20 protein-coding genes and 1 pseudogene are annotated in these 19,143 nt (G+C 69.1%); 5 read left to right on the forward strand and 16 right to left on the reverse strand.

Features of this window, described 5'->3' with window-relative positions; genetic code table 11:
- Window positions 1-10: 10 nt before the first annotated feature.
- From AB0I81_RS29655 to AB0I81_RS29665, 3 genes are all read left to right on the forward strand, one after another.
- Complete coding sequence (locus AB0I81_RS29655) at window positions 11-553, forward strand: dihydrofolate reductase family protein (RefSeq protein WP_360663066.1); 543 nt, start codon at window positions 11-13, stop codon at window positions 551-553.
- A 98-nt stretch (window positions 554-651) separates the two neighbouring features.
- Window positions 652-1,863 (forward strand): PP2C family protein-serine/threonine phosphatase, encoded by a 1,212-nt coding sequence (locus tag AB0I81_RS29660; RefSeq protein ID WP_360663068.1) that lies wholly within the window; start codon window positions 652-654, stop codon window positions 1,861-1,863.
- A gap of 98 nt (window positions 1,864-1,961) precedes the next feature.
- Window positions 1,962-2,873 (forward strand): aldo/keto reductase, encoded by a 912-nt coding sequence (locus AB0I81_RS29665; RefSeq protein ID WP_360663071.1) that lies wholly within the window; start codon window positions 1,962-1,964, stop codon window positions 2,871-2,873.
- Between the two features lie 56 nt (window positions 2,874-2,929).
- Here AB0I81_RS29665 and AB0I81_RS29670 read toward each other — a convergent pair whose 3' ends face one another.
- The 5 genes and pseudogenes from AB0I81_RS29670 to AB0I81_RS29690 form a co-directional block, all read right to left on the reverse strand.
- Window positions 2,930-3,190 carry a hypothetical protein gene (locus tag AB0I81_RS29670; RefSeq protein WP_360663073.1) on the reverse strand — a complete coding sequence of 87 codons (261 nt, stop codon included), beginning with the start codon at window positions 3,188-3,190 and terminating at the stop codon, window positions 2,930-2,932.
- A gap of 19 nt (window positions 3,191-3,209) precedes the next feature.
- Window positions 3,210-5,261, reverse strand: coding sequence for a hypothetical protein (locus tag AB0I81_RS29675; RefSeq protein ID WP_360663075.1), 2,052 nt, complete (start codon window positions 5,259-5,261; stop codon window positions 3,210-3,212).
- Window positions 5,261-6,538 carry an extracellular solute-binding protein gene (locus AB0I81_RS29680; RefSeq protein WP_360663077.1) on the reverse strand — a complete coding sequence of 426 codons (1,278 nt, stop codon included), beginning with the start codon at window positions 6,536-6,538 and terminating at the stop codon, window positions 5,261-5,263. Before AB0I81_RS29680 ends, AB0I81_RS29675 begins: the two co-directional genes overlap by 1 nt.
- A gap of 28 nt (window positions 6,539-6,566) precedes the next feature.
- Window positions 6,567-7,418, reverse strand: coding sequence for a carbohydrate ABC transporter permease (locus AB0I81_RS29685; protein WP_360663079.1), 852 nt, complete (start codon window positions 7,416-7,418; stop codon window positions 6,567-6,569).
- Window positions 7,408-7,923: pseudogene (locus AB0I81_RS29690) on the reverse strand (sugar ABC transporter permease); the annotation flags it as partial. The pseudogene AB0I81_RS29690 and the gene AB0I81_RS29685, both read right to left, overlap by 11 nt.
- A gap of 481 nt (window positions 7,924-8,404) precedes the next feature.
- On the opposite strand from AB0I81_RS29690, the gene AB0I81_RS29695 reads away from it, so the two are divergent.
- Window positions 8,405-8,962: an RICIN domain-containing protein gene (locus AB0I81_RS29695; protein WP_360663081.1), complete on the forward strand. Its 558-nt coding sequence runs from the start codon at window positions 8,405-8,407 to the stop codon at window positions 8,960-8,962.
- Between the two features lie 269 nt (window positions 8,963-9,231).
- Here the strand turns inward: AB0I81_RS29695 and AB0I81_RS29700 are convergent, their stop codons facing one another.
- The 10 genes from AB0I81_RS29700 to AB0I81_RS29745 all read right to left on the reverse strand — a co-directional run bounded on the left by AB0I81_RS29700 (window position 9,232) and on the right by AB0I81_RS29745 (window position 16,756).
- Entirely contained in the window at window positions 9,232-9,489 is a 258-nt protein-coding gene (locus AB0I81_RS29700; protein ID WP_360663083.1) for a hypothetical protein, read from the reverse strand.
- A 187-nt stretch (window positions 9,490-9,676) separates the two neighbouring features.
- Window positions 9,677-10,021 (reverse strand): hypothetical protein, encoded by a 345-nt coding sequence (locus AB0I81_RS29705; protein ID WP_360663085.1) that lies wholly within the window; start codon window positions 10,019-10,021, stop codon window positions 9,677-9,679.
- Window positions 10,021-11,946, reverse strand: a complete 1,926-nt coding sequence (locus AB0I81_RS29710; protein WP_360663087.1) for a hypothetical protein — start codon at window positions 11,944-11,946, stop codon at window positions 10,021-10,023. Before AB0I81_RS29710 ends, AB0I81_RS29705 begins: the two co-directional genes overlap by 1 nt.
- Window positions 11,947-12,037: 91 nt before the next feature.
- Window positions 12,038-12,970: a hypothetical protein gene (locus tag AB0I81_RS29715; protein ID WP_360663089.1), complete on the reverse strand. Its 933-nt coding sequence runs from the start codon at window positions 12,968-12,970 to the stop codon at window positions 12,038-12,040.
- Complete coding sequence (locus tag AB0I81_RS29720) at window positions 12,967-13,395, reverse strand: hypothetical protein (protein WP_360663091.1); 429 nt, start codon at window positions 13,393-13,395, stop codon at window positions 12,967-12,969. Before AB0I81_RS29720 ends, AB0I81_RS29715 begins: the two co-directional genes overlap by 4 nt.
- An 11-nt stretch (window positions 13,396-13,406) precedes the next feature.
- Window positions 13,407-13,868, reverse strand: a complete 462-nt coding sequence (locus AB0I81_RS29725) for a hypothetical protein (protein WP_360663093.1) — start codon at window positions 13,866-13,868, stop codon at window positions 13,407-13,409.
- Complete coding sequence (locus AB0I81_RS29730; protein ID WP_360663095.1) at window positions 13,861-14,124, reverse strand: hypothetical protein; 264 nt, start codon at window positions 14,122-14,124, stop codon at window positions 13,861-13,863. Before AB0I81_RS29730 ends, AB0I81_RS29725 begins: the two co-directional genes overlap by 8 nt.
- A 160-nt stretch (window positions 14,125-14,284) precedes the next feature.
- Window positions 14,285-14,713, reverse strand: coding sequence for an SsgA family sporulation/cell division regulator (locus AB0I81_RS29735; protein WP_360663097.1), 429 nt, complete (start codon window positions 14,711-14,713; stop codon window positions 14,285-14,287).
- 184 nt (window positions 14,714-14,897) lie between these two features.
- Window positions 14,898-16,397, reverse strand: coding sequence for a hypothetical protein (locus AB0I81_RS29740; protein WP_360663099.1), 1,500 nt, complete (start codon window positions 16,395-16,397; stop codon window positions 14,898-14,900).
- Window positions 16,394-16,756, reverse strand: coding sequence for a hypothetical protein (locus AB0I81_RS29745; RefSeq protein WP_360663101.1), 363 nt, complete (start codon window positions 16,754-16,756; stop codon window positions 16,394-16,396). The genes AB0I81_RS29740 and AB0I81_RS29745 overlap by 4 nt, the downstream gene beginning before the upstream one ends.
- Before the next feature lie 258 nt (window positions 16,757-17,014).
- Between AB0I81_RS29745 and AB0I81_RS29750 the strand changes: the two genes are divergently transcribed.
- The gene (locus tag AB0I81_RS29750; protein ID WP_360663103.1) at window positions 17,015-17,770 is read left to right on the forward strand and encodes a GntR family transcriptional regulator; all 756 of its coding nucleotides are present in this window, start codon (window positions 17,015-17,017) and stop codon (window positions 17,768-17,770) included.
- Between the two features lie 19 nt (window positions 17,771-17,789).
- On the opposite strand, the gene AB0I81_RS29755 is transcribed toward AB0I81_RS29750, so the two are convergent.
- Entirely contained in the window at window positions 17,790-19,133 is a 1,344-nt protein-coding gene (locus tag AB0I81_RS29755) for a hypothetical protein (RefSeq protein ID WP_360663105.1), read from the reverse strand.
- Window positions 19,134-19,143: the final 10 nt, after the last annotated feature.

A 19,143-nucleotide genomic window follows, 5' to 3' on the forward strand; every position in this document is an offset into this window, starting at 1 on the left:
GGAGACACGCATGACCCGGAGCCGCCCGTTCAAGTCCTCGGTGTTCATCGGGGTCAGCCTCGACGGGTTCATCGCCCGCGCGGACGGCGACCTCGAATGGCTCACCAGCAGGGGCGAGGCCTCGGGGGACGACCTGGGCTACAACGCGTTCATCGGCGACATCGACACCGTCGTCATGGGACGCGGCACGTACGAGCCCGCGCTCACCTACGACCCCTGGCCGCACGAGGGCCTGCACGTCGCGGTCCTCAGCGGCACCCTGCCGATCGGCGCCGACCCGCGCGTCACCGTCCACCGCGACCTCGACGACCTGGTACGCGCCCTGGAAGAGCGCGGCACCAAGAGCGTCTACGTGGACGGCGGCCAGGTCATCCGCACGTTCCTGCGCGCGGGCCTGATCGACGAGCTCACGATCACCACCGTGCCGGTGCTGATCGGCACGGGGCTGCCGCTGTTCGGCGCGGTGGGCGGCGACGTCCCCCTCGTGCACGTCAGGACCAAGGTGTTCGACGCGGGCGTCGTCCAGACCACCTACGCCGTCGATCGGCCCTGACCCTTTGCCGGCCGGGACGTCAAGATCAGCCCATGTCCGTACGTACTCCCGGTGTGGTGGGTAGGGGCAGGACGAGGCCGGCCGTGAGGGGTGAGGACGTGCGGAGCGAGGGTGAGCGCGCCCTGGGCGGGCTGCTGCAGGCCGTGCACATGACGGCGATGGAGGACCTGGCGCCCGCGATCGCCCGGCACGCGCTGCTGACGGGCTTCACCCAGGTCACCGTGTACGGGACCGACTTGCAGCAGCAGTTCCTCGTACCGCTGCCGGGCCAGCGGGAGCCCGGCGGCGAGCCGCTGGAGGTCATCCGCATCGACGGCACCATGCCAGGCCGCGCCTTCCGCATGGTGGAACTCGTGCACGCCCGCGGCGAACCGGCCGGCGACGGCAGGGTACGGCTGTGGCTGCCGCTGCTGGACGGCACCGAGCGGGTCGGCGTGCTCGGCCTGAACGTCGCCGACGACGATGAGCTCGCCGAGGCGCGGGCCAAGGACCTGGCCTCGCTGGCGGCGTTGCTGGTGCTCAGCAAGCGGCCGCACAGCGACTCCTACGCCCGGCTGACCCGCGCCCGCCCGCTGGCGCTGTCGGCCGAGGTGTTGTGGAACCTGCTGCCGCCGGGCACGTTCGCCAACGACGACGTCGTGGTCAGCGCCGCGCTGGAACCCGCGTACGAGATGGGCGGCGACGCCTTCGACTACGCGCTCGACGGCGACACCCTGCACCTGTCGATCTTCGACGCGATGGGGCACGACCTGTCGGCCGGGCTGACGGCCACCATCGCCATGGGCGCCTGCCGCAACAACCGCAGGCAGGGCAGGCCGCTGGACGAGACCGGCGAGGAGATCGACGCGGCCATCAGGAGCCAGTTCACCGGCCGCTTCGCCACGGGCATCCTGGCCGGTCTCGACCTGCGCACCGGCGCGCTGGCCTGGGTCAACCGGGGCCACCATCCGCCGCTGGTGCTGCGGGAGGGCCGGCTGGTCACGACCCTGGCCAGCGAGCCCGACCCGCCGATGGGGTTCGGCCTGCGGGTCGACACGGGGATCGTGCGTTACCAGCTCCAGCCCGGCGACCGGCTGCTGTTCTACACCGACGGCGTCATCGAGGCGCAGAGCCCGGACGGGGAGTTGTTCGGGCTGGAGCGGTTCATCGAGTTCGTGTTGCGGCGCGAGGCGGACGGGGTGTCGGCGCCCGAGACGCTGCGGCGGCTCATCCAGGCCATCCTGGAGCACCAGCGCGGCCGGTTGCAGGACGACGCGACCGTGCTGACCGTGGAGTGGCAGACCAGGCGCCGCTTCCAGCTCCTCCTCTGACACGGCCTTCCCGGCATCGTGTTTCCCTGCACCGTGTTTCCCGGCATCGTGGGATGATCGTGGGCGAATCGGACGATCACGCAGAGAGGCAGGTCACGGTGCCAGAGCAGCAGGAGCGCCGCGTACCGGGAACACAGACGCCCCTGGAGGCGGTGACCCTGGGCACGTCCGGGCTGGGCCGCGACCCCGGGGACGAAAAGCTCGCGCGGGCGTTGTTGTCGGGCCGCTTCCGGCAGCTCGACACCTCCAACGCCTACGCGCAGGGTCGCAGCGAGACCCTGATCGGCCAGGCGCTCAGGGAGACGCCGGAGGCGGGGGTGACCGTCTTCTCCAAGGCGGACTGCGAGCCGGGGACGGGGGTGTTCGACGGCGACCGGGTGATGCGCTCGTTCGAGGAGACGACCTCCCGGCTCGGCGTCGAGACGTTGCCGATCTACCACCTGCACGACCCGTTCACCATCACGGTGGCCGAGGCGATGGCGCCGGGCGGCGCCGTGCCGGCCCTGGTGTCGCTGCGCGAGCAGGGCCTGGTGGCCGCGATCGGCATCGCCGCGGCCGGCGGCACCCTGGTGGAGGACTACATCCGCACCGACGCCTTCGACGCGGTGCTGACCCACAACCGGTACACGCTGGTGGACCGGCGGGCCGAGGACATCCTGCGGCTGGCCACCGAGCGGGACATGACGGTGTTCAACGCCGCGCCCTTCGGCGGCGGCATCCTGTCCGGCTCGCCCCGGCACGCCGGAACGTACGGGTACCGCCCGATCTCGCCGGAGTTCGGCGAGCATGTCGAGCGGGTGCGCGCGTTGTGCGAGCGGCATGGGATCGCGCTGCCGGCGGCCGCGCTGCACTTCTCGCTGCGCGAGCCGAGGGTGCACGCCACGGTGGTCGGGATCACCTCCATCCAGCGGCTGGAGGGCCTGAACGACCTGGTGGACGCGGTGATCCCGGAGGAGTTCTGGGACGACCTGGCGGCGCTCGGCACCCCGCCGCCCTCACCCGTGGACTGATCCACCGGGGGCGGCCCCACGTCCGGGCGATCACGGCGCGGGCAGGAGCGCGGCCTTCACGAGGAAGGAGAGGCGTGCCCCTCGAAAGGTCGCAGGCACCGCGCCGGGAATGCGGTGGCCGACTGGATCGCCGGCCGCGGGCCGGAGCGGCCCTGCCTGCTCGGCGGCTCCTTCGGCTGCCGGGTGGCGGTGGACCTGGCGGCCCGCCACCCGGGCACGGCCGGGTCGCTGGTGCTGGCCGGGATCCGTACGACGTATCCGATGCCGCTGCCGTGGCCGAGGAGTTCCTGGCCAAGCGGGAGGAGCTGCGGCTGCACGCGAGCCCGTGACCGGCTCTCATGGCATGGGCGACAACCCTTCGTGGCGGACGGTCCACGTGTCGGGGAAGCCGGGGGTGAGCGGGCCGCCGTCCCAGCCTCTGGCCATGAGGGCGACCGCCGTCAGCAGGCCGCCGTTGCCCGGCAGGTAGACGGGCAGGGTGGCGCTCTGCCTGTTGTGGCCGTTCGGCAGGTAGGTGTTCTTGGCGGTGGGCATCAGCAGCGCCTCGACGGCCGTGCCGGGCTCGCCCAGGCGGGTGGCGGTCATCGCGATGGCCGGGTAGTCCCAGCCCCAGGTGCTGTCCCAGTCCCAGCGGGCCAGCACGTCATCGAGCGTGACGCGCATCGTGGCGGGGTCGATGAGGGCGGTCGGGGGGACGACGCCGAGGGCGTACAACATGGAGGGGTGGTCCTGGCGCACCGTGTACGGCGGCGCGGCCATCGCCGCGTACACCCCGTCGCGCACCGGCGGCCGGGCCATCCCGGCGGCCACCTCGGCCCAGAGCGGGTCGGCGGGCAGGCCCAGCAGGCGGCGCCAGCGCTGCGCCACGCCCAGAGCCCACGACCAGTACGCCAGCTCGAAGGCCGGGTCGGCGGCGCTGGCGCGCACGTCCGCGTAGGACTCCTGGGCCGGCACCAGCGGCGGCCCCAGCCCGTACCCGCCCGGCCGCCGGACCGCGTGCGCCGCCATGAACTCCGCGCTCTCCAGCACCAGGCCGGCGTAGCGCTCGACCGCCAGGCGGGTGCCGATCGCGCGGCGCACCAGCTCGGCCAGGTAGATCGGGTGCGGCTGCTGCCAGAGCAGGAACGGGCCGATCGGGCTGGGGCTCTCCCGCCCGTCGGGTCCCACCTGCTTGGGCCAGCGCGCTCCCGGGCAGCCCTGCGCCCTGGCGGTCTCGCGGGCGCGGGGCAGGATGGCGGTGTACCAGCCCAGGCTGCGCTCCAGCCGCTCTGGCCGGCCCCACAGCGGGAAGTGCGCGGCGTGCCACCAGTGCATCTCCAGGTGGAAGCGGCCCCGCCAGCTGTTGGCCATCAGGCCGGTCTCGGCGGGCGGGGTGGAGCCCGCGCAGTGGATCGCGGTCAGGTACTGCGACAGGACGACGCGCCGCTCCAGCTCGTGCGCCCGGTCGTCGTGGCTGCCTGACAGCTCCACCGCGCCGCCGGTGCTCCAGAACCGCGCCCAGTGCGCCGCCGAGGTCTCCACCACGTGCCCGAACGCCGGCGGCCGGGCGGCTTCGCCCTGGTGGAAGGCGAAGGTGAGTTCGGTGACGGGCCCGGTGCGGGTGATGAGGAACTCGTGCGGGCCGAGCCGCCTCACCCCGGCGCCGCCGGTCATGGTGACCGCCACCTCGTACGCGGTGCCGTCCAGTGTGCGCGCGATGGTGAAACCGTTCTCCGACGGCCGCAGCTCCGAGGTGTGCGCCTCCGGCTTCGACCAGTCGGCCGCGTTGCCCCACGCCTGCGACCCGTACGGGAAGGCCAGCCGCACCCCCGTCCCGCCCGGCTCCGGCGACTCCAGCCGCACGGCCAGCACGTCCCGCCACGGATGGCAGGCGGTGACGACTGTGAACGGCGTGCCGCGCAGCAGGAAGCGGCTGGTCAGCGTGCCCGTCCACAGGTCGAGCCGCTGGTGGACGCCGCTCAGGTCGGCGGGCGTCAGCGGCGGCCCGCCGACCGCGGTCAGCCCGATCCTGCCCAGGTCCAGCCGGTGCGGGTTGGCGCGCAGCCACGACTCGGCCGCCGAGGCGGGAGCCTCGCCGGTGCCGCTCAGGTCGCCGCGCATGTCCACGTACGGGACCGGCCCGCGCGCCGTCCGGTACGTGCGCGTCGTCTCCTGCAGCCCGTGGGAGCCGGGAACGCTGTGCCACCCCCACGACGCCATGGTGGCCAGCAGCGTCCCCGGCGGCGAGCCGGTGCGGTCCTCGACCGGATGACTGCGCGGGAAGGTCTGCAGCCCGGTCACGTCGGCGGTGAAGCAGAACTCGCCGTTGCCCACCGACAGCGGCGACTCGGCGACGATCCGCCGCATCTCCACGGAGTGCCGCCCGGCCAGGGCGCGTCGGTCGATCACTACTGGATCGCCGTCCCGACCTGCCGGATGAAGTCGTCGGCCGCGGCGGCCGGCCGCACGCGGCCGAACAGCACCTCGGCGTTGACCCGGTCCAGGATCTTGGGCGTGTCGGTGGATCCGGCCGGCCCGATCACGAGCGGCGGCCCGGCCTTGGGCGTGAGCGCGTCGATGAAGGTGGCCTGGGCCTTCTCCGGTTCGCCGAGCACGTCCTGGACGGCCGTGCGCACCTCGGAGTTGGCCGGGATGCCCCGGTCCGCGAGGATGATCTTCCCGGCCTCCTCGCTGTTGACCAGGAAGTCCACGAACATGGCCGCCTCCCGCGGATGCTCGCTCCTGGCGTTGATGCTGTAGATCTGCGACGCCTGCAGCCACATGCCGGGCCTGGGACTCTCCCCCGGCAGCCGCATCAGCCGCAGCGGCTGCCCGGCGGCCTTACCGAGCGCGGTGAGCTGGTTGCTCCAGTCGAACTGCATGGCGGCCTGGCCGCGGCCCATCAGCGACTGCTCGGGCGCGGGCTGGGTGATCAGCTCGGCGGTCTGCGAGGCCGGCGGGGTGGCGCCGGCCCGCTGCAGGTCCAGCGTCATCGTCCACCAGTCGACCAGCGTCGGCTGGGTGATGCCGACCTTGCCGTCGGCGGTGTAGAGGGCTTCGCCGCGCTGGCGGGAGTAGGCGTCCAGCATGTCGGTCCTGGTCGGGTCGGCCAGCGCGAACGACCCCTTGGGCAGCTTGCCGGCCAGTTCGGTGGCGGTGCGTTTGAAGTCGTCCCAGGTCCAGGTGTCGTCCTTGGGCAGCGCCACGCCTGCCTTGTCGAACACCGCCTCGTTGACGACCACGGCGATGGCGTTCACGCCGGTCGGGACGCCGTACTGGACGCCGCCGAACTTGCCGTTGTCCAGCGCCGCCGCGCCGATCCTGTCGGTTTTGAGGCCGGTCTTGGACAGGTCGAGCAGGGCGCCGCGGTCGCCGTACTCGCGGGGGTAGGCGCCGCCGAGCGTGATGACGTCGGGGGCGCGCCCGCCGGCCACCTCGGTGGCCAGGCGGTCGAAGTAGGAGTTGAAGTCGGTGTAGGAGCCCTTGACCCTGATGCCGGGGTTCCTGGCCTGGAAGGCGTCGATGACGCGCTGGGTGGCGGCCGCCCGGTCGTTGTTGCCCCACCAGCCGAAGCGCAACTCCACCGTGCCGCCGTCGCCGCCGCCGGACGAGCCGCCGCACGCGGTGGCCGCGAGCAGGACGCCGGTCAGGCAGAGCGCCGCCAGGCCACTGGATCTTCTCGGCATGGCCCTCTCCTTACGTTCGTGAACATCATCAGCGGAACCCGGTCGTGGAGATGCCCTGGGTGAGGTAACGCTGGCCGGCCAGGAAGAAGCCGAAGATCGGCGCCAGTCCCACGATGGACATGGCGAACAGCTGGCCCCAGGCCGTCTCGCCCTGCCCGTCCATGAACGAGCGCAGCGCCACGGGCATGGTCCACAGTTCGGGGTCGGTCAGGAAGATGAGCTGGCTGAAGAAGTCGTTCCAGGTCCAGATGAAGGTGAACAGCGCCGAGGTGGCCAGCGCTGGCACCGACAGCGGCATGATGATCCGCCAGTAGATCCTGATGTGGCCGCAGCCGTCGATGCGGGCGGCCTCGTCCAGTTCGCGCGGCAGCCCGCGGATGAACTGCACCATCAGGAAGATGAAGAACGCGTCGTGCGCCAGGAACTTCGGCACCACCAGCGGCAGGTTGGTGTTGATCCAGTCGAGCTGGGAGAACAGCACGTACTGGGGGACGATGAGCACGTGGATGGGCAACATCAGCGTGGCCAGCATCAGCGCGAAGAAGATCTTCCTGCCCCGGAACTCCAGCCGCGCGAAGGCGTAGGCGGCCAGTGAGCAGGAGATCAGGTTGCCGGCCACGGCCAGGATCGCGATCACGGCCGAGTTCAGCAGGTAGAAGTGGAAGGGGTGCTCCAGCGCCGTCCAGCCGTCCACGTAGTTGCCCAGGTCCAGTTCGGACGGCCAGATCGACGGGTCGCGGAAGATGGTCGCGTCCGGTTTGACGGAGCTGGACACCATCCACAACAGCGGATAGAGCATCACCAGGCCGAAGCCGATGAGCAGCGCGTGCTTGGTCAGCCGCCGCGATCGGCCGCGCGGGGCGGCGCTCTCAGTTGCCATAGAACACCCACCGCCTGGCGAAGAGGAAGTTGATCCCGGTCAGCACGGCGATGACGGCGAGCAGGACCCACGCCATGGCCGAGGCGTAACCCATGTCGAAGGAGCCGAAGCCGCGTTCGTACAGGTAGAGGGTGTAGAGCAGGGTGGCGTCGGAGGGGCCGCCGCGACCGCCGCTGACCACGAACGCCTGGGTGAAGCTCTGGAAGGCGCCGATGAGCTGCAGGACGAGGTTGAAGAAGATGATCGGGGTCAGCATGGGCAGCGTGATGTGGAGGAAGCGGCTGACCGTTCCCGCGCCGTCGACCTCGGCCGCCTCGTAGTAGGAGACGGGGATCTGGCGCAGCCCGGCCAGGAAGATGACCATCGGCGCGCCGAACGTCCACGCGTTGAGCAGCACGAGCGTGCCCAGCGCGAAGTCGGGGTGGGCCACCCAGCTCACGCCCTCGACGCCGATCATCGCCAGGAGCTGGTTGATCAGGCCGTCCTGGCCGAAGAGCTGACGCCAAGATGTTGCGTCCAAATTGGTAACGAGATTTTGGACCTCGTCCCGACACCACCGGACGACCGTCGGACTGATCTTCAGTCGTGGGCTGGTAGGCCAGCGATCTACCATGGACACGTGACCACTTCTCCTCTCTCCGAACCGAGCTCGTTTCCAACCACGCGAGCAAAAGCGCTTGCATCTGCTGGCCAACTTCTGGCTCGCGCTCGCGCCGAACGTGACGCCCTCTCCCCCGCCGAAGCCGCCAGGCTCGCACACCGGCCGGGCACCTCGGTGGAGGACTTGGAGGCTTTGATTCGTACTCAGCGAGAGCGAGCACGAACCCTCAGGTCTATCCCTGCGGCTTAATGACGTAACTGCAGGTCGGCGCATTGGCTCCGAGGCACTCGTGCGAAAGCGTTCTGTAACTGATTGGTCACTGTACGCCATGATGTTGCGGGGGCCTAAATGAGATCGTCTTGATGCCAACAGCAAAGGACCTCGCATGCGTAGTGCAGTTGCTGCCCTCGCCATCACCGCCAGCCTTGCGGCCACGCTGTCGTTCGCAACAGCGCCCGCATCGGCCGAACCCAACCGAGACTTGATCAACAAGAGCAGCGGAGGACGACTCGCCCTGCTCAACAACAGCACCGCCGAGGGCGCGACAGCTATCACGCTGCGTTCCCCTTCCTGGAAGTACACCACCGAGGAATGGGAAACCACCCTCAGCGCCTGGCAGGCCGACGAACCCAACACCTACACGGCCACGATCAGGAACCAGGCAGCCAATAAGTGTCTCCAACCTGCATCGGCCACCGCCGAACGTGGCACCACCATCGTGGTGAGGACCTGCAACGGATCGGAACTGCAGAAGTGGAGCATGTTCAGCGAAAAGGTCGGCGACCAGCACACCACCTGGTGGATCTGGCGACCGATGGTTAACAAGAACGTGGCCATGGCACTGAACCGCTACAACGACGGCAGCTGGGACACCCTGCACCTCGATACTGCCTACCCCAGTAACGACCGCCTCTGGCGGGCGCGCCCCAACGACGCCCCCTGACAGTAAAAGCTGCGTCCTGGGCGGGTCTTACGAGTTAGTGCCCGGCAGCGTTAGCCCTCTGGACGCTAAGTTCGGTCGCCCCTCCCTCTCCACGAACGAGCATTTCCCGCAGTAGCAACGCGCCGGAGCGCAGTACCCGCCACCAGGCTCCATCTTTCCAGCCAACGCAGCTGGAGTGTGATCAACACAGCGCCACCCCTGCACATAGAACCTCGCAGGGGTGGCGCTGCAGTGACGCCGTTCAGCGCCTATCCAATGTGCACAGGGCTTCACACCACCCCCGTGACATTGCGCCACTCCTTGGCCTCGCGCGTGTCGAGGCCCGGCATGCGCGACTCAACGACCTGTAACGCCAGCTGAGCGGCCTGGAACTCCGCGGCCGCGATGAGGGCGCAAGCCGAAGCCTGCGCGGAGTACGTCTCTCGCCAGTCGCGATCGCAACGGGCGGTCTTGTCCGCGAGTGTCGCGAGCGCCTTCGCTTCCGCGAGGTAGTCCAGAGCGGCTTGAGCGTGCTCCGGACCGGTCATTTTCCTAGGCATTGGGCCTCCATGGGTGAAAATTACTTGCTAGCAATATTGCTTTCGTGAATGGATTCGTCGTGGCAGTCGTGGCCGCATCGGTCGTATCGGCAGCCAGCGCAGCGGCCATGGCTGCACGGGTCGGACAGGCTGGTCAGCCACTCGCGTGGCAGAACCGTCCGGTTCTCGGACCTCTTCATGATCGGCCTCTCCTCGGTCCAGGTCGAACGGCGTGAACAGGAAGCAGCGTTACGGCGACGACGGTCGACACGACCAGGACCGCGCCGCCCACCTCGCCCCACACGGTCGTGGCGAGGAGCGTCATGTTGAACAGCGCCAGCGTGCCACCGACAGGCCGGCCGACCGCGACGACCACCAGGGCCGCCACGGCGACGACCGCCGGGGCCGACAGCTCGGTTCCCGGCAACGGGCGGCACACGATCGCTGTGGCGAGCACGACCGCCAGCCATGCCAACGCCACGGCCGCCACGCGCAGCACGGAGTCGATCCGCCCAGCGGACGGCGCGGGAACGACGCTCATCACAGACCCTCCTTCACCCGCTCGTACAGGTCGTCCTTGGCCTTCCGGACCTGGCCAGCCTTCTCCAGCGCCCGCAACGCGGCCGGGACCTCGCCGAGTGGCATGTCGCCCAGCCGCCGCCGGACCGCGACGCAGAGCGCGCCGAGCTCCTTCGGGCCGCTGATCAACACGTTCTCGACCACGGCCTCGACGTCGCCCGCCGACCACTTCGGCGCGGACACCACAGCAGCCGGCGTCACTGCGCCCTCATCGCGCGGATCGACACCACGGCGGCGCATGTCGTTGTACTCCTCGTAGAAGCCCGCCGTGATGTCGTCGAGCCGCCCGGCGGCGGGGCTGGTTGCGATCTCGTACAGGTCCCGCGAGATCGAGGCGCGCCATTTGCCGCCAGGCCGGTTGTCGATGCCCTTGGTGAAGCCGAGGCCGTGGGTCTTATCCTGCGTGCCGTCCCAGAACGGCGGCAGCTTCGACGGGTCGGCTTCCAGGCCAACCATGTTCCAGTCCTGGCTAGAGCCGGTCCGGAACGCGGCCACGCTGCCGCCGCCGGACAGGTTCGAGCGGAGTGTGTTGCTGATGGGTTTGCCGCCGAAGTTCTCCAAGCCCAGGTTCTGCGTGAACACGTCGATCGCGCCGCCGGGCTTCCGCCACGTCTTCGCGGCCCCGGCCAGCAGCACGGTCGCCTCTCCGCCGATCTCGTCGTCGCCCAGGAGCAGCGGCAACTCCTCGGCCATGACGTACATGAGCACCAGACCGCCCAGGTCCGGGTCGCCCGGCACCAGGTACGGCTTGCCGTGCCGTTCCCGGCCCTTGTCGTCGACCCACGGCGCGTGCGCGATGTGCTGCGCGCGGCGGCCCATCACGTAGTCGAGCGCCAGCAGCTCCTCCCAGCACGCCAGCACACCCTCACGGCTGATCGCGGTGCGGCCGTTCCAATCCGGCTGAGAGCTGCCATCCTGAGCGTCGAGCAGCACGCTCACGGCCAGCTCGCACTCGTGCACCAGCGCCAGCTTGCTGCCGCCGAACCCCGACTTCCCGGCGCCGGTCGACCCCGCGTTGATGCCCATCTGCGCACCCGCGCTCGTGGTCCAGAACGACCAGTGGGTCGGCTTGAGGTCGAAAAAGTAGCCGACGCGGGCGATACCCGTCTCGACGTCGATCGCCGCGGCGTCGTCCTCCAGGAACCGCACCTGCCGCAGGTTGTCGCCCCGTTCGACGACCGTGACCCGGGCGCCGGAGAAGTCGCCGCCCGGGGCTGGCCCGAGCTCCACCTGGTCCTTGGACACGCGGCGGGCCGACGCGACGGTTCCTACGGCCTTCTGCATCTTGTCCAGCTCGGTTTTGCCTGGCACACCGACGACAACGCCAGTGAACCCGCCAGGGACGGGCTCAGGGCTGCGCAGGTGGGTACCTGCGAACGCCGGGTTGTTGGGGGCAACGGTCTGCTCCCACCACGCTTCGACGCCGGACACAGTGCTCGTCGGCGGCAGCGCGGCCTTCGCCGGGGCGGCCGGGCGGTTCGCCGACCGGTGCAGGCCGTACCAGTAGTTCACGTACGCTCCCACGCCAGTGGTCCACAGCATCAGCGCCATGCCTCCGTACGGGCCTCCGACCCCGGCCGCCAGCAGCCACGCGCTGCCCGCCACGGTGCGCGTCATGGCAGGCTTCTGGCCGCGCCGTCGCGCCTTGACCAGGGTCGTGCCTGCGGCGAGCACGACGGCTGGCCCGGTGATGGCCAGGCCGAGGCCGGTCACGTCGGCCAGAACAGCAGTGGTCTGGATGGCGGCCAGCCAGGCCACTGGCCGGGCGTACGCCAGCTGGCCGCGCTGCCGGTGCTTGATGCGTCGGAACGCGCGCCGTATCCCACGCGGTCCGGGCTGCTCCTCAGGTTCGGTCTTCGTCTTCTTGGCGGTGGTGCTGGTGGCCATGGAGCACGCTCCCTTCCGAGCGTCCGGGGTGATCGCTCTGCTCCGGGCACCCGCCACGGCGACGCCGTGGCGGGACCCGCAACCTCAGCGGTCAGGAGGTGGCTACGGCTGCCGCGTCCGTCGCGATCTGGGCTGCGAGGTTCGCGGCCTGGTTCATCAGGTCCTGCAGAGTGGCCGCGTTGCCGAGCAGGTGGGAGTGCTGGGCGATGGTGTCGCCCATGGAGGCGACGAGGGCGTTGCTGGTGGCGACGAGCGAGTTCAGCTGCGCTGCGATCTGTTCGTGGGCGAGCGAGTAGCTGGTGAGGCCGGATGCTTCCTGAGCGACGGACATGTCGGGGGTTCCTTCCTGGTTCGGTGCCTGCTCGGCGTTGGGGTTGTCAGTACCTGCTTGCGTTTTTGCTTGCGTGTTGACTTGTGCAGGAGCGGCGGCGCGGAAGAAGCGCAGCTCCTGGCCGCACGCGCACATGGTCACGGCCTTGTCCTGGCCGGGGCGGAGCATCACGGAGTGCGAGGCTTCGCACTTCTCGCACGCGTCCGTGGCGATGATGATCGTGTCTGTGATCAGCTTTCCGCTGCTCGCGGCGGGCTGCGCCACATACGTCGAGTTGTCGTGCACGACGTCGGCGGCAGCATCTTCGACCTCTTCGATCACCTCAGCTTCGACTTCGAGCGTCTTATACGCGGCTTGTCCACCCTTGGCGGCTTCGACGAGGATGCGGCGGGTCGCGCCGATGGTCTTGGCTGCGCCGTACACCGTCCCGCCTGCCGTCACCACGGTGACGCCCAGGAGCTCCAGCAGCCCCGACGCGACGCGGGCGCGCTTGGTGCCGCGCCCCCGCAACGCCTTCTGCGCCTGGTCGTACGCGTCGCGGGTCGCCTTGTAGCCCTGGCGGAACTCGGTCGCGGCCTGGGTCCGGCCTGCCTTCCACGCGCCGCCGGCGACAGCGCGGGCGTCGGGTCGCCGCCACAGAATGACGCCGGTGATGAGCGCGGCAACCACCAGGGCGAGGATGAGCATGGTCATTTCGACTCCTCCACCTGGGACTTGAGGGTGTTCGCGTTGGAGCTGAACTGGGCGCTGACGTAGTCCCACGTCGGTCCGGACGTCATGACGACGACCGTGATCAGCGCGGGCAGCGCGAACAACCCCCACTGCGATGGCCTGCCGATGTCCCAGTCGGACACCCCGATGCCAACGCCGATGACGACGAGCACCAAGGCGATAACCCCGGGGACGCCGATCCACACCTCCAGCCCCCAGTCCGTGCCGAGGGTGACCAGCCACGCGGCGATGCCGATCAGGCCGACCCCGCCGAGGACCATGAGGACGGCGACGAGGAAGTGGATCTTGCGGAACAGCGTGCTGTTCTTCATGACGGCGATAGCAGGGGCGAGGAACACCGCGGCGACCACGACGCCGCCGACGACCAGGCCGAAGGAGAGTTCCATGGGTTTGCCTTTCAGGCGAGAACGACTGTGAAGAGGACCACTACCGCGCCGACGACGACCACGGCGGTCAGCAGCGACGGATAGCGGATGATCAGGAGGAGAGGCTGCGCGGCGATGTTCGCGAGAATGACCGGCACCCCGTACAGGCCGTAGAGCACCCGCAGCGCGATGGCGTCGCGGACGAACTGAGGCGGGTCGATCCAGTATTGCCGGGCCAGCGTCGCGATGCTTGCGGGCCGCTGACCGAACAGGCCGTCGCCCACCACCATGGCGTCGAGCAGTTGCTCCGCGCGGGGCAGCAGTTCGGTTGTGACCGTCGACCAGACGGACACCGCAGTCCCCGCCGACTCTTCCTCCTCGGCCGGGGCGGGCGCAGTGTCGTCGGTGACCGGCACCGGGAATGGGCCGACGACGACGTTGTCCTGCTCCTTCTGCTCGCCGCCGTCGTCCTTGGGCAGGCTCAGTTCATACACGGCTGGCTCCTCCTTTCCGGGCCTTGAGGTGGTTGAGGTGCTTGGTGTTCAGGTCGGCGGCGATGGCGCGCAGCTGCTTGGCCAGGTCAAGTCCAGTCGTGTGGGCTTTGGTCGGGTCGCGCTTGGCGAGCTGGGCCAGCTCGGCGGCGGCCCAGCACGCGGCGAGCCAGAAGCGACGGACGCCGCTGCGCTCGCGGTCGATCCGACTGGTGTGGAACGCCTTCCGCTCCTCGGGGCCGGTGCGGTTCCTGGCCAACGTGCTGCTCCTCCTGCTTACGGGCTGTGATCTTTGGTAGGCTGCGCCTCGCGCGGGTGCATGCGCGGGCGCGCGCGCTGCGCAGCGCGGGCGCGCGTTGGGTCGTCCGCGAAGCTGCCGGTCAGCATCGGACAGGCGACGGGCGGCCCTTGTAGCCCCGTCACTGGCTGTCACTTTCTTGGGCTTCCTCGAACAGGTCGGCGATCTCGCCGTCCCAGTCGATCCGGGTCTCCTCGGTGCCGAGCGGCACGAGCTTCAGCGTCTCGGTCAGGAATCCGCGCAGGTTGGCGGTCGGCACGCGGAACGCCAACGGCTCCTCGGGGTTCCACCGCAGTGTGAACAGCGTCCACATCGGCTCTCCGAACGGCTGGACCTTCAGGTCCTCGCAGACGGCCAGCTCGTCCAGGCCCTTCAGCAGGACATCGCGGGGCACTTCCAGCGTGACGACGCCGCCGCCGACGTACACCCGCACGAACCACGGGTCGGCCGGGTGGTAGTGCAGCCACACGGTGAGGAAGTTGGAGTCGTTGTCGGCCTGCCACATCGGCAGGACCGTGGACAGCTTGATCAGGTTGGTCTCGGGATCCATGTCGAGTCCTTCGGGTGTCGGGCTGGTTGGGGCGTTCGGGTGGGTTACTTGATCAGTGACACGGCGATGGCAGCGGTTGCGATGGCTGCTCCCTGCACCAGCGCGTAGATCACGATGAAGCGGATGATGTTGGGTCCGCTGGGGCGTCGCGAGGGCGGCCGCATGGTGTCCTCCTGGGGTCGTGTCACGCCGCGTCGGGCGCCGTGCTGGATGCTGTGTCACCGGGTGTGTCACGAGTCGTGACATCAGGCGTGTCACCGGCCGTGTCATGGCGTGTGTCACCGCCTGTGCCATCAGCCGTGTCACGAGGTTTGTCACCGGCCGCCGTGTCACTGGGTGACAGCCCGGCCTGCTCGATGTACCGGTACGCGGTGCGCGCGCTGACGCCGTACTCCTCGACGGCCTTGTCACGGAGGTCCGTGACCTCAATGCCAGGGTTGGTCTTGGCAACGTCATGCAGCCACTCGATGCGGCGCGCAAGCTCCTCCTTGCTGGGCTGCCCCGGCGTGCCATGACGCGCGCCATTCTGCTTGCGTGTCACAGCCTTCGGAGGGCGTGACACGGGCGGCCGAGGGCGTGTCACAGGGGCCGGTGCCGTGCCACCGGGCGTGACAACACCTGCGCCACTGGCCGTGTCACGAGGCGTGCCATCGCCTGCGTCGCCGGGTGAGTCACCGACACGAGCAATAGTGCTAGCAGGAAGTGGCGGCAGCAGGGCGTGACGGTCGCTGAAGCCGCGCAGCTGCGCCACGGCGTCCGCTGCGACACGGTCTCGCTCCTCCTTCTCCGCCTGGTCGTCGGCGAGCTGCTGCCAGAACGGACGCGGCTCGATCTCGGTCAGCTTCGCGGTGTTGTACAGCGCCGCGATCTGGGCGAGCATCTGCTGCTGCTTGGCCGGGTTTTGCACCAAGCCGGTGTGCTCGACCGCGCGGTCCATCGCCTTATCCAGCGTCGCCAGCGCGCGAGCCTGCTTGCGGTCGGAAGCGCCGGCCTCGCGCAGCGCCCGTGCCTTCTTCGCCGTGAGTGCGACGCGAGTGAGTCGGCGGTGCGTGTCCACCTCGGTCGCGGTGCGTTCGGACGTCTCGGCCAGGCCCATCTTGACGAGCAGCCGCTCAGGGGTGAGCCGCCAGTTGATCCGTGTCCGGCCGGTGAGCTTCTGCCGCTCGATCGCCATGCCGCGCTCCCACAACCATGCGGCAACGACCGGCGCGGCCAGCCGGAACACCGCCTCGGGGAAGCTGTGGGAGTCCATCGCCGACAGGACTGCGGACAGGCCGGTCAGCGCCCACACCGCCAGGCCGTCGATGCCCGCCTTGTGAGTCACCCGCATGTTCCGGCGAGCCCGTACGGCGCTGGTCACCATCGCGACCTCGATGAACGCGAACAGCATGAGCCGCAGCGGGCCGTCGAACCCAAGCACGTCACCAGAGAATCGCCACATGCCCTGCGCGGACACGCCGGTCGCGATGGACGCGGACACCACCGTCAGCACATCCTCGACGGGGCGCGGCGCAACGTACCGAGCGACCAGCCAGGCGACAGCCCGCCAGGCTAAGCGGAGCACCACAAACACCAGTGCCAGACCAGCCAGAGCGGCGGCCGCGATGACAGCTGAGCTGATCGGGTTGGTGGTGACGTAGGCGACCAGGGCGGCGGCGTGGTTGAACAGCGTGGAGAGGTTCACGCAGCTTCCTCGGTGTTGTTGCCATCCTTATTGCTGGCAAGAAGGCGGTCAAAGCGCACCCAGGGAGGCAGGCCGGCCCGGATGCCGTGCGGCCCGTACCCCTTCTCCATGAGGAGTGCGTACTCCTCGACCTCGGCGGTCACCCGGCAGGCGGTGATGGCCTGGCATCCGTCGCAAAGGGCGGCGGCGGTCTGCTCGTAGAGCTTGCGCTGGTTCATGGCGTTGCGGCCGGGCTCATCCCCAGGGGACCAGAGGGCGGGGTCAGCGCCGGGCCCGGTGCACAGGCCCTTCTCCGTGATCCGGTTGTACATGGAGCGGAGCCGGGCAAGATCCGACGGGTTGGACTGGGTGCGTGTCATAATTTCCTCACCACCACGACTTTCTGGGTCGTGTTCTCCTAGCTGAATTGGGTTGGTTGGGAGTTGGTGCGGCCTCCGGGGCGGGATGGGAACCTGCCAGCTTTCCGGGGGCCGCTTTTCTACGCGCTCGCCACGCTCTGTTGTTTAGACAATAGGGCGAGCTGAGAGCATGATGAATCACAACGCGATCATCTGTCAAACGCTCTTGTGGCAACATCCTGTGATCGAGACACACAGCAGGAAAGGGGCGGGCGCACCGTGACAACCAGGCGGTACGAGATCGCGAACCACCTTCGCGAACTCATCACCAATGGCACCTACGCGCCCGGTGACCTGCTCCCCGGCCGAACTATGCTGATGGACACCTACAAGACCACCGCGACCACCATCAGCGCCGCCACCAAAATTCTCCGCGACGAAGGACTCGTCTGGCGCATCCCCAACCGCGGCCTCATCGTCCAGGACCTCCGGCCCCTTCACATCGACCTCAGCATGACCGCCCAGCCCAGCGACGGACGCGGCCCCTGGGAAACAGCCTGCCATCAGGCCGGGCGCACCGGCATCATGCAACTCATCTCCGTCAAGCGCGTCCCAGCCGAACGCGACGTCGCCCACGCCCTGCAGCTCAGCATCGGCGCGACCGTCGTCCGCCGCGACCGACACGCGCACCTCGACGGCCAGGCCGTCATGCTCGACACGGCGTACTACCCGCTCGCCCTGGTCGACGGCACCCTCGTGGCCGGCACCGACAAAGTCGACGGTGGCATCCTGGCCGCACTCTCCGCTGCCGGTGTGCTCGACTGCGCAACCGCCCGGGTCCGCGAGCTCATCAGTGCCCGCGCCGCGACCAAGGACGAAGCGGCGGCGCTACGGCTCCGGTCTGGCGCGTCCGTCCTGACTGCTGAGCGCGTCACCCGAGACGGCGATGCCCAGCCAGTGGAACTGCTGCGCCGAGTAGCGAACGCGAGGCGGATTCGGTTCCAGAGCGACGACCTGCCGCTGGAGGGCTTTTGACTCAGGCCGCCGGAAGCCGTTACCTGCCAAGCGCCTCGATCAGGTGGTCATCCAGATTCGCGACGAACTCCTCTCGCCGCCATGGACGCAGATCGTGACGCGCACGGCGTAGACGGATCACGGCAACGCGTCCCCCCATGGCAGATGCGGCATCAATGCAACTGTGCAGAAGCTCGGCGGCGGACTGCGGCTCACCAAGGCGTATACGAGCGAGTGCCTGGTCTACCGACACGATGGCTCGTTGCACCCGCTCACGCGGCGCCGCCAGCGCATGAGCTGCCCGAGCAAAGTAGTCGTGTGCCTCGGAGGGGTTACCTACGTACAGCGACGTGACCCCCTCGAAGCCACGCAGGTGAGCGGGCGAGAAAGAGCTTGTGGCGGGATCTTCGGCGCGGTTCTGGTCCAGGTCGTACCATGCGAGCGAGAGCGCCGCCGCGGCATGCTTGGCAGCACCGCTTCGGGCGGCAATCTCAGCCTGCAGCGCATGCGCTCGCGCTCGGACGGTGATGCTCTGCCCAATGCGCGCATCGCGCACTGCGGCGTCGATGAGCGCCTTGGCGGTGTCCAGGCCCGGTGTCGAGTACAGCGTGACGAGCGCGTTGCTCATGTGGACGACCGCGCGCCGCCACGGCACCCCCAGACTGCTGGCCACGTCGGTCGCCGCCGTGTACAGCGCCCGCGATGCGTCATCGTCTCGGGTCTCGAAGGCCAATCGGCCAGCAAGTGTGTATGCCTGCGTTGAGATGAGTTGCAGGTCGGACACATACGGGCCCGGGATGGGCATCTCCAGTAGTCGTCGGCAGGACTCGACGACTGGCGCGAGCAGGAGTTGTAACCGCACGAAGGGAACACTCCCGACCTGGTCGTTTACCTGGGCAACGGACTCGCGCATGGCCGCCAACACCTCCTCATCAAGGCGCGATGGGTCAGCGAGAGCAGCAGACAGGGACGCCTGAGTGGGCGGGCCGAGCAAGGCGAGCAACTCCGCCCCGGCATCGGTCATTGTCCGAACGAGGATCGTGCGCAGTTCATCGAGCCGATATTGGCTCACGCCGAAGTACGCGAGCGCTTCCAGCAGCTCAGCGAAGTCGCTGCCAGCACCGAACGACACCTGCCCGCGGCCATCGCGAGCGTAAAGGTGGGCAAGCAGCAGTTGATATCGCTCGTCGGGCAACGTTGGGCCCTTACTGCTCTCCCACCGCGCGACAGACCTTTGCACGCTGCTGATACTCGTATCGAACGGCTGCCCAAGCTGGGCCGCCGTATCGGCAAGAGCTCGTGCGGTGTCGGCAAGAGACCACCCTCGTGAGCGCCGCAGCCGCTTCAGCATGGCTGCGCCGGTGAGCCGGTCGTGCGTGCTCATGCGCTAATGA

This window comes from Nonomuraea sp. NPDC050404, from assembly GCF_040655495.1.
Classification (GTDB): Bacteria; Actinomycetota; Actinomycetes; order Streptosporangiales; family Streptosporangiaceae; genus Nonomuraea.

Bases quoted from the DNA above. Each gene is read 5' to 3' on its own strand.
- AB0I81_RS29685 (WP_360663079.1), bottom strand. From the start codon at position 7,418: ATGGCAACTGAGAGCGCCGCCCCGCGCGGCCGATCGCGGCGGCTGACC.
- AB0I81_RS29755 (WP_360663105.1), bottom strand. From the start codon at position 19,133: ATGAGCACGCACGACCGGCTCACCGGCGCAGCCATGCTGAAGCGGCTG.
- AB0I81_RS29720 (WP_360663091.1), bottom strand. From the start codon at position 13,395: ATGGAACTCTCCTTCGGCCTGGTCGTCGGCGGCGTCGTGGTCGCCGCG.
- AB0I81_RS29655 (WP_360663066.1), top strand. From the start codon at position 11: ATGACCCGGAGCCGCCCGTTCAAGTCCTCGGTGTTCATCGGGGTCAGC.
- AB0I81_RS29735 (WP_360663097.1), bottom strand. From the start codon at position 14,713: ATGGATCCCGAGACCAACCTGATCAAGCTGTCCACGGTCCTGCCGATG.
- AB0I81_RS29715 (WP_360663089.1), bottom strand. From the start codon at position 12,970: ATGACCATGCTCATCCTCGCCCTGGTGGTTGCCGCGCTCATCACCGGC.
- AB0I81_RS29695 (WP_360663081.1), top strand. From the start codon at position 8,405: ATGCGTAGTGCAGTTGCTGCCCTCGCCATCACCGCCAGCCTTGCGGCC.
- AB0I81_RS29680 (WP_360663077.1), bottom strand. From the start codon at position 6,538: ATGCCGAGAAGATCCAGTGGCCTGGCGGCGCTCTGCCTGACCGGCGTC.
- AB0I81_RS29710 (WP_360663087.1), bottom strand. From the start codon at position 11,946: ATGGCCACCAGCACCACCGCCAAGAAGACGAAGACCGAACCTGAGGAG.
- AB0I81_RS29700 (WP_360663083.1), bottom strand. From the start codon at position 9,489: ATGACCGGTCCGGAGCACGCTCAAGCCGCTCTGGACTACCTCGCGGAA.
- AB0I81_RS29745 (WP_360663101.1), bottom strand. From the start codon at position 16,756: ATGACACGCACCCAGTCCAACCCGTCGGATCTTGCCCGGCTCCGCTCC.
- AB0I81_RS29705 (WP_360663085.1), bottom strand. From the start codon at position 10,021: ATGAGCGTCGTTCCCGCGCCGTCCGCTGGGCGGATCGACTCCGTGCTG.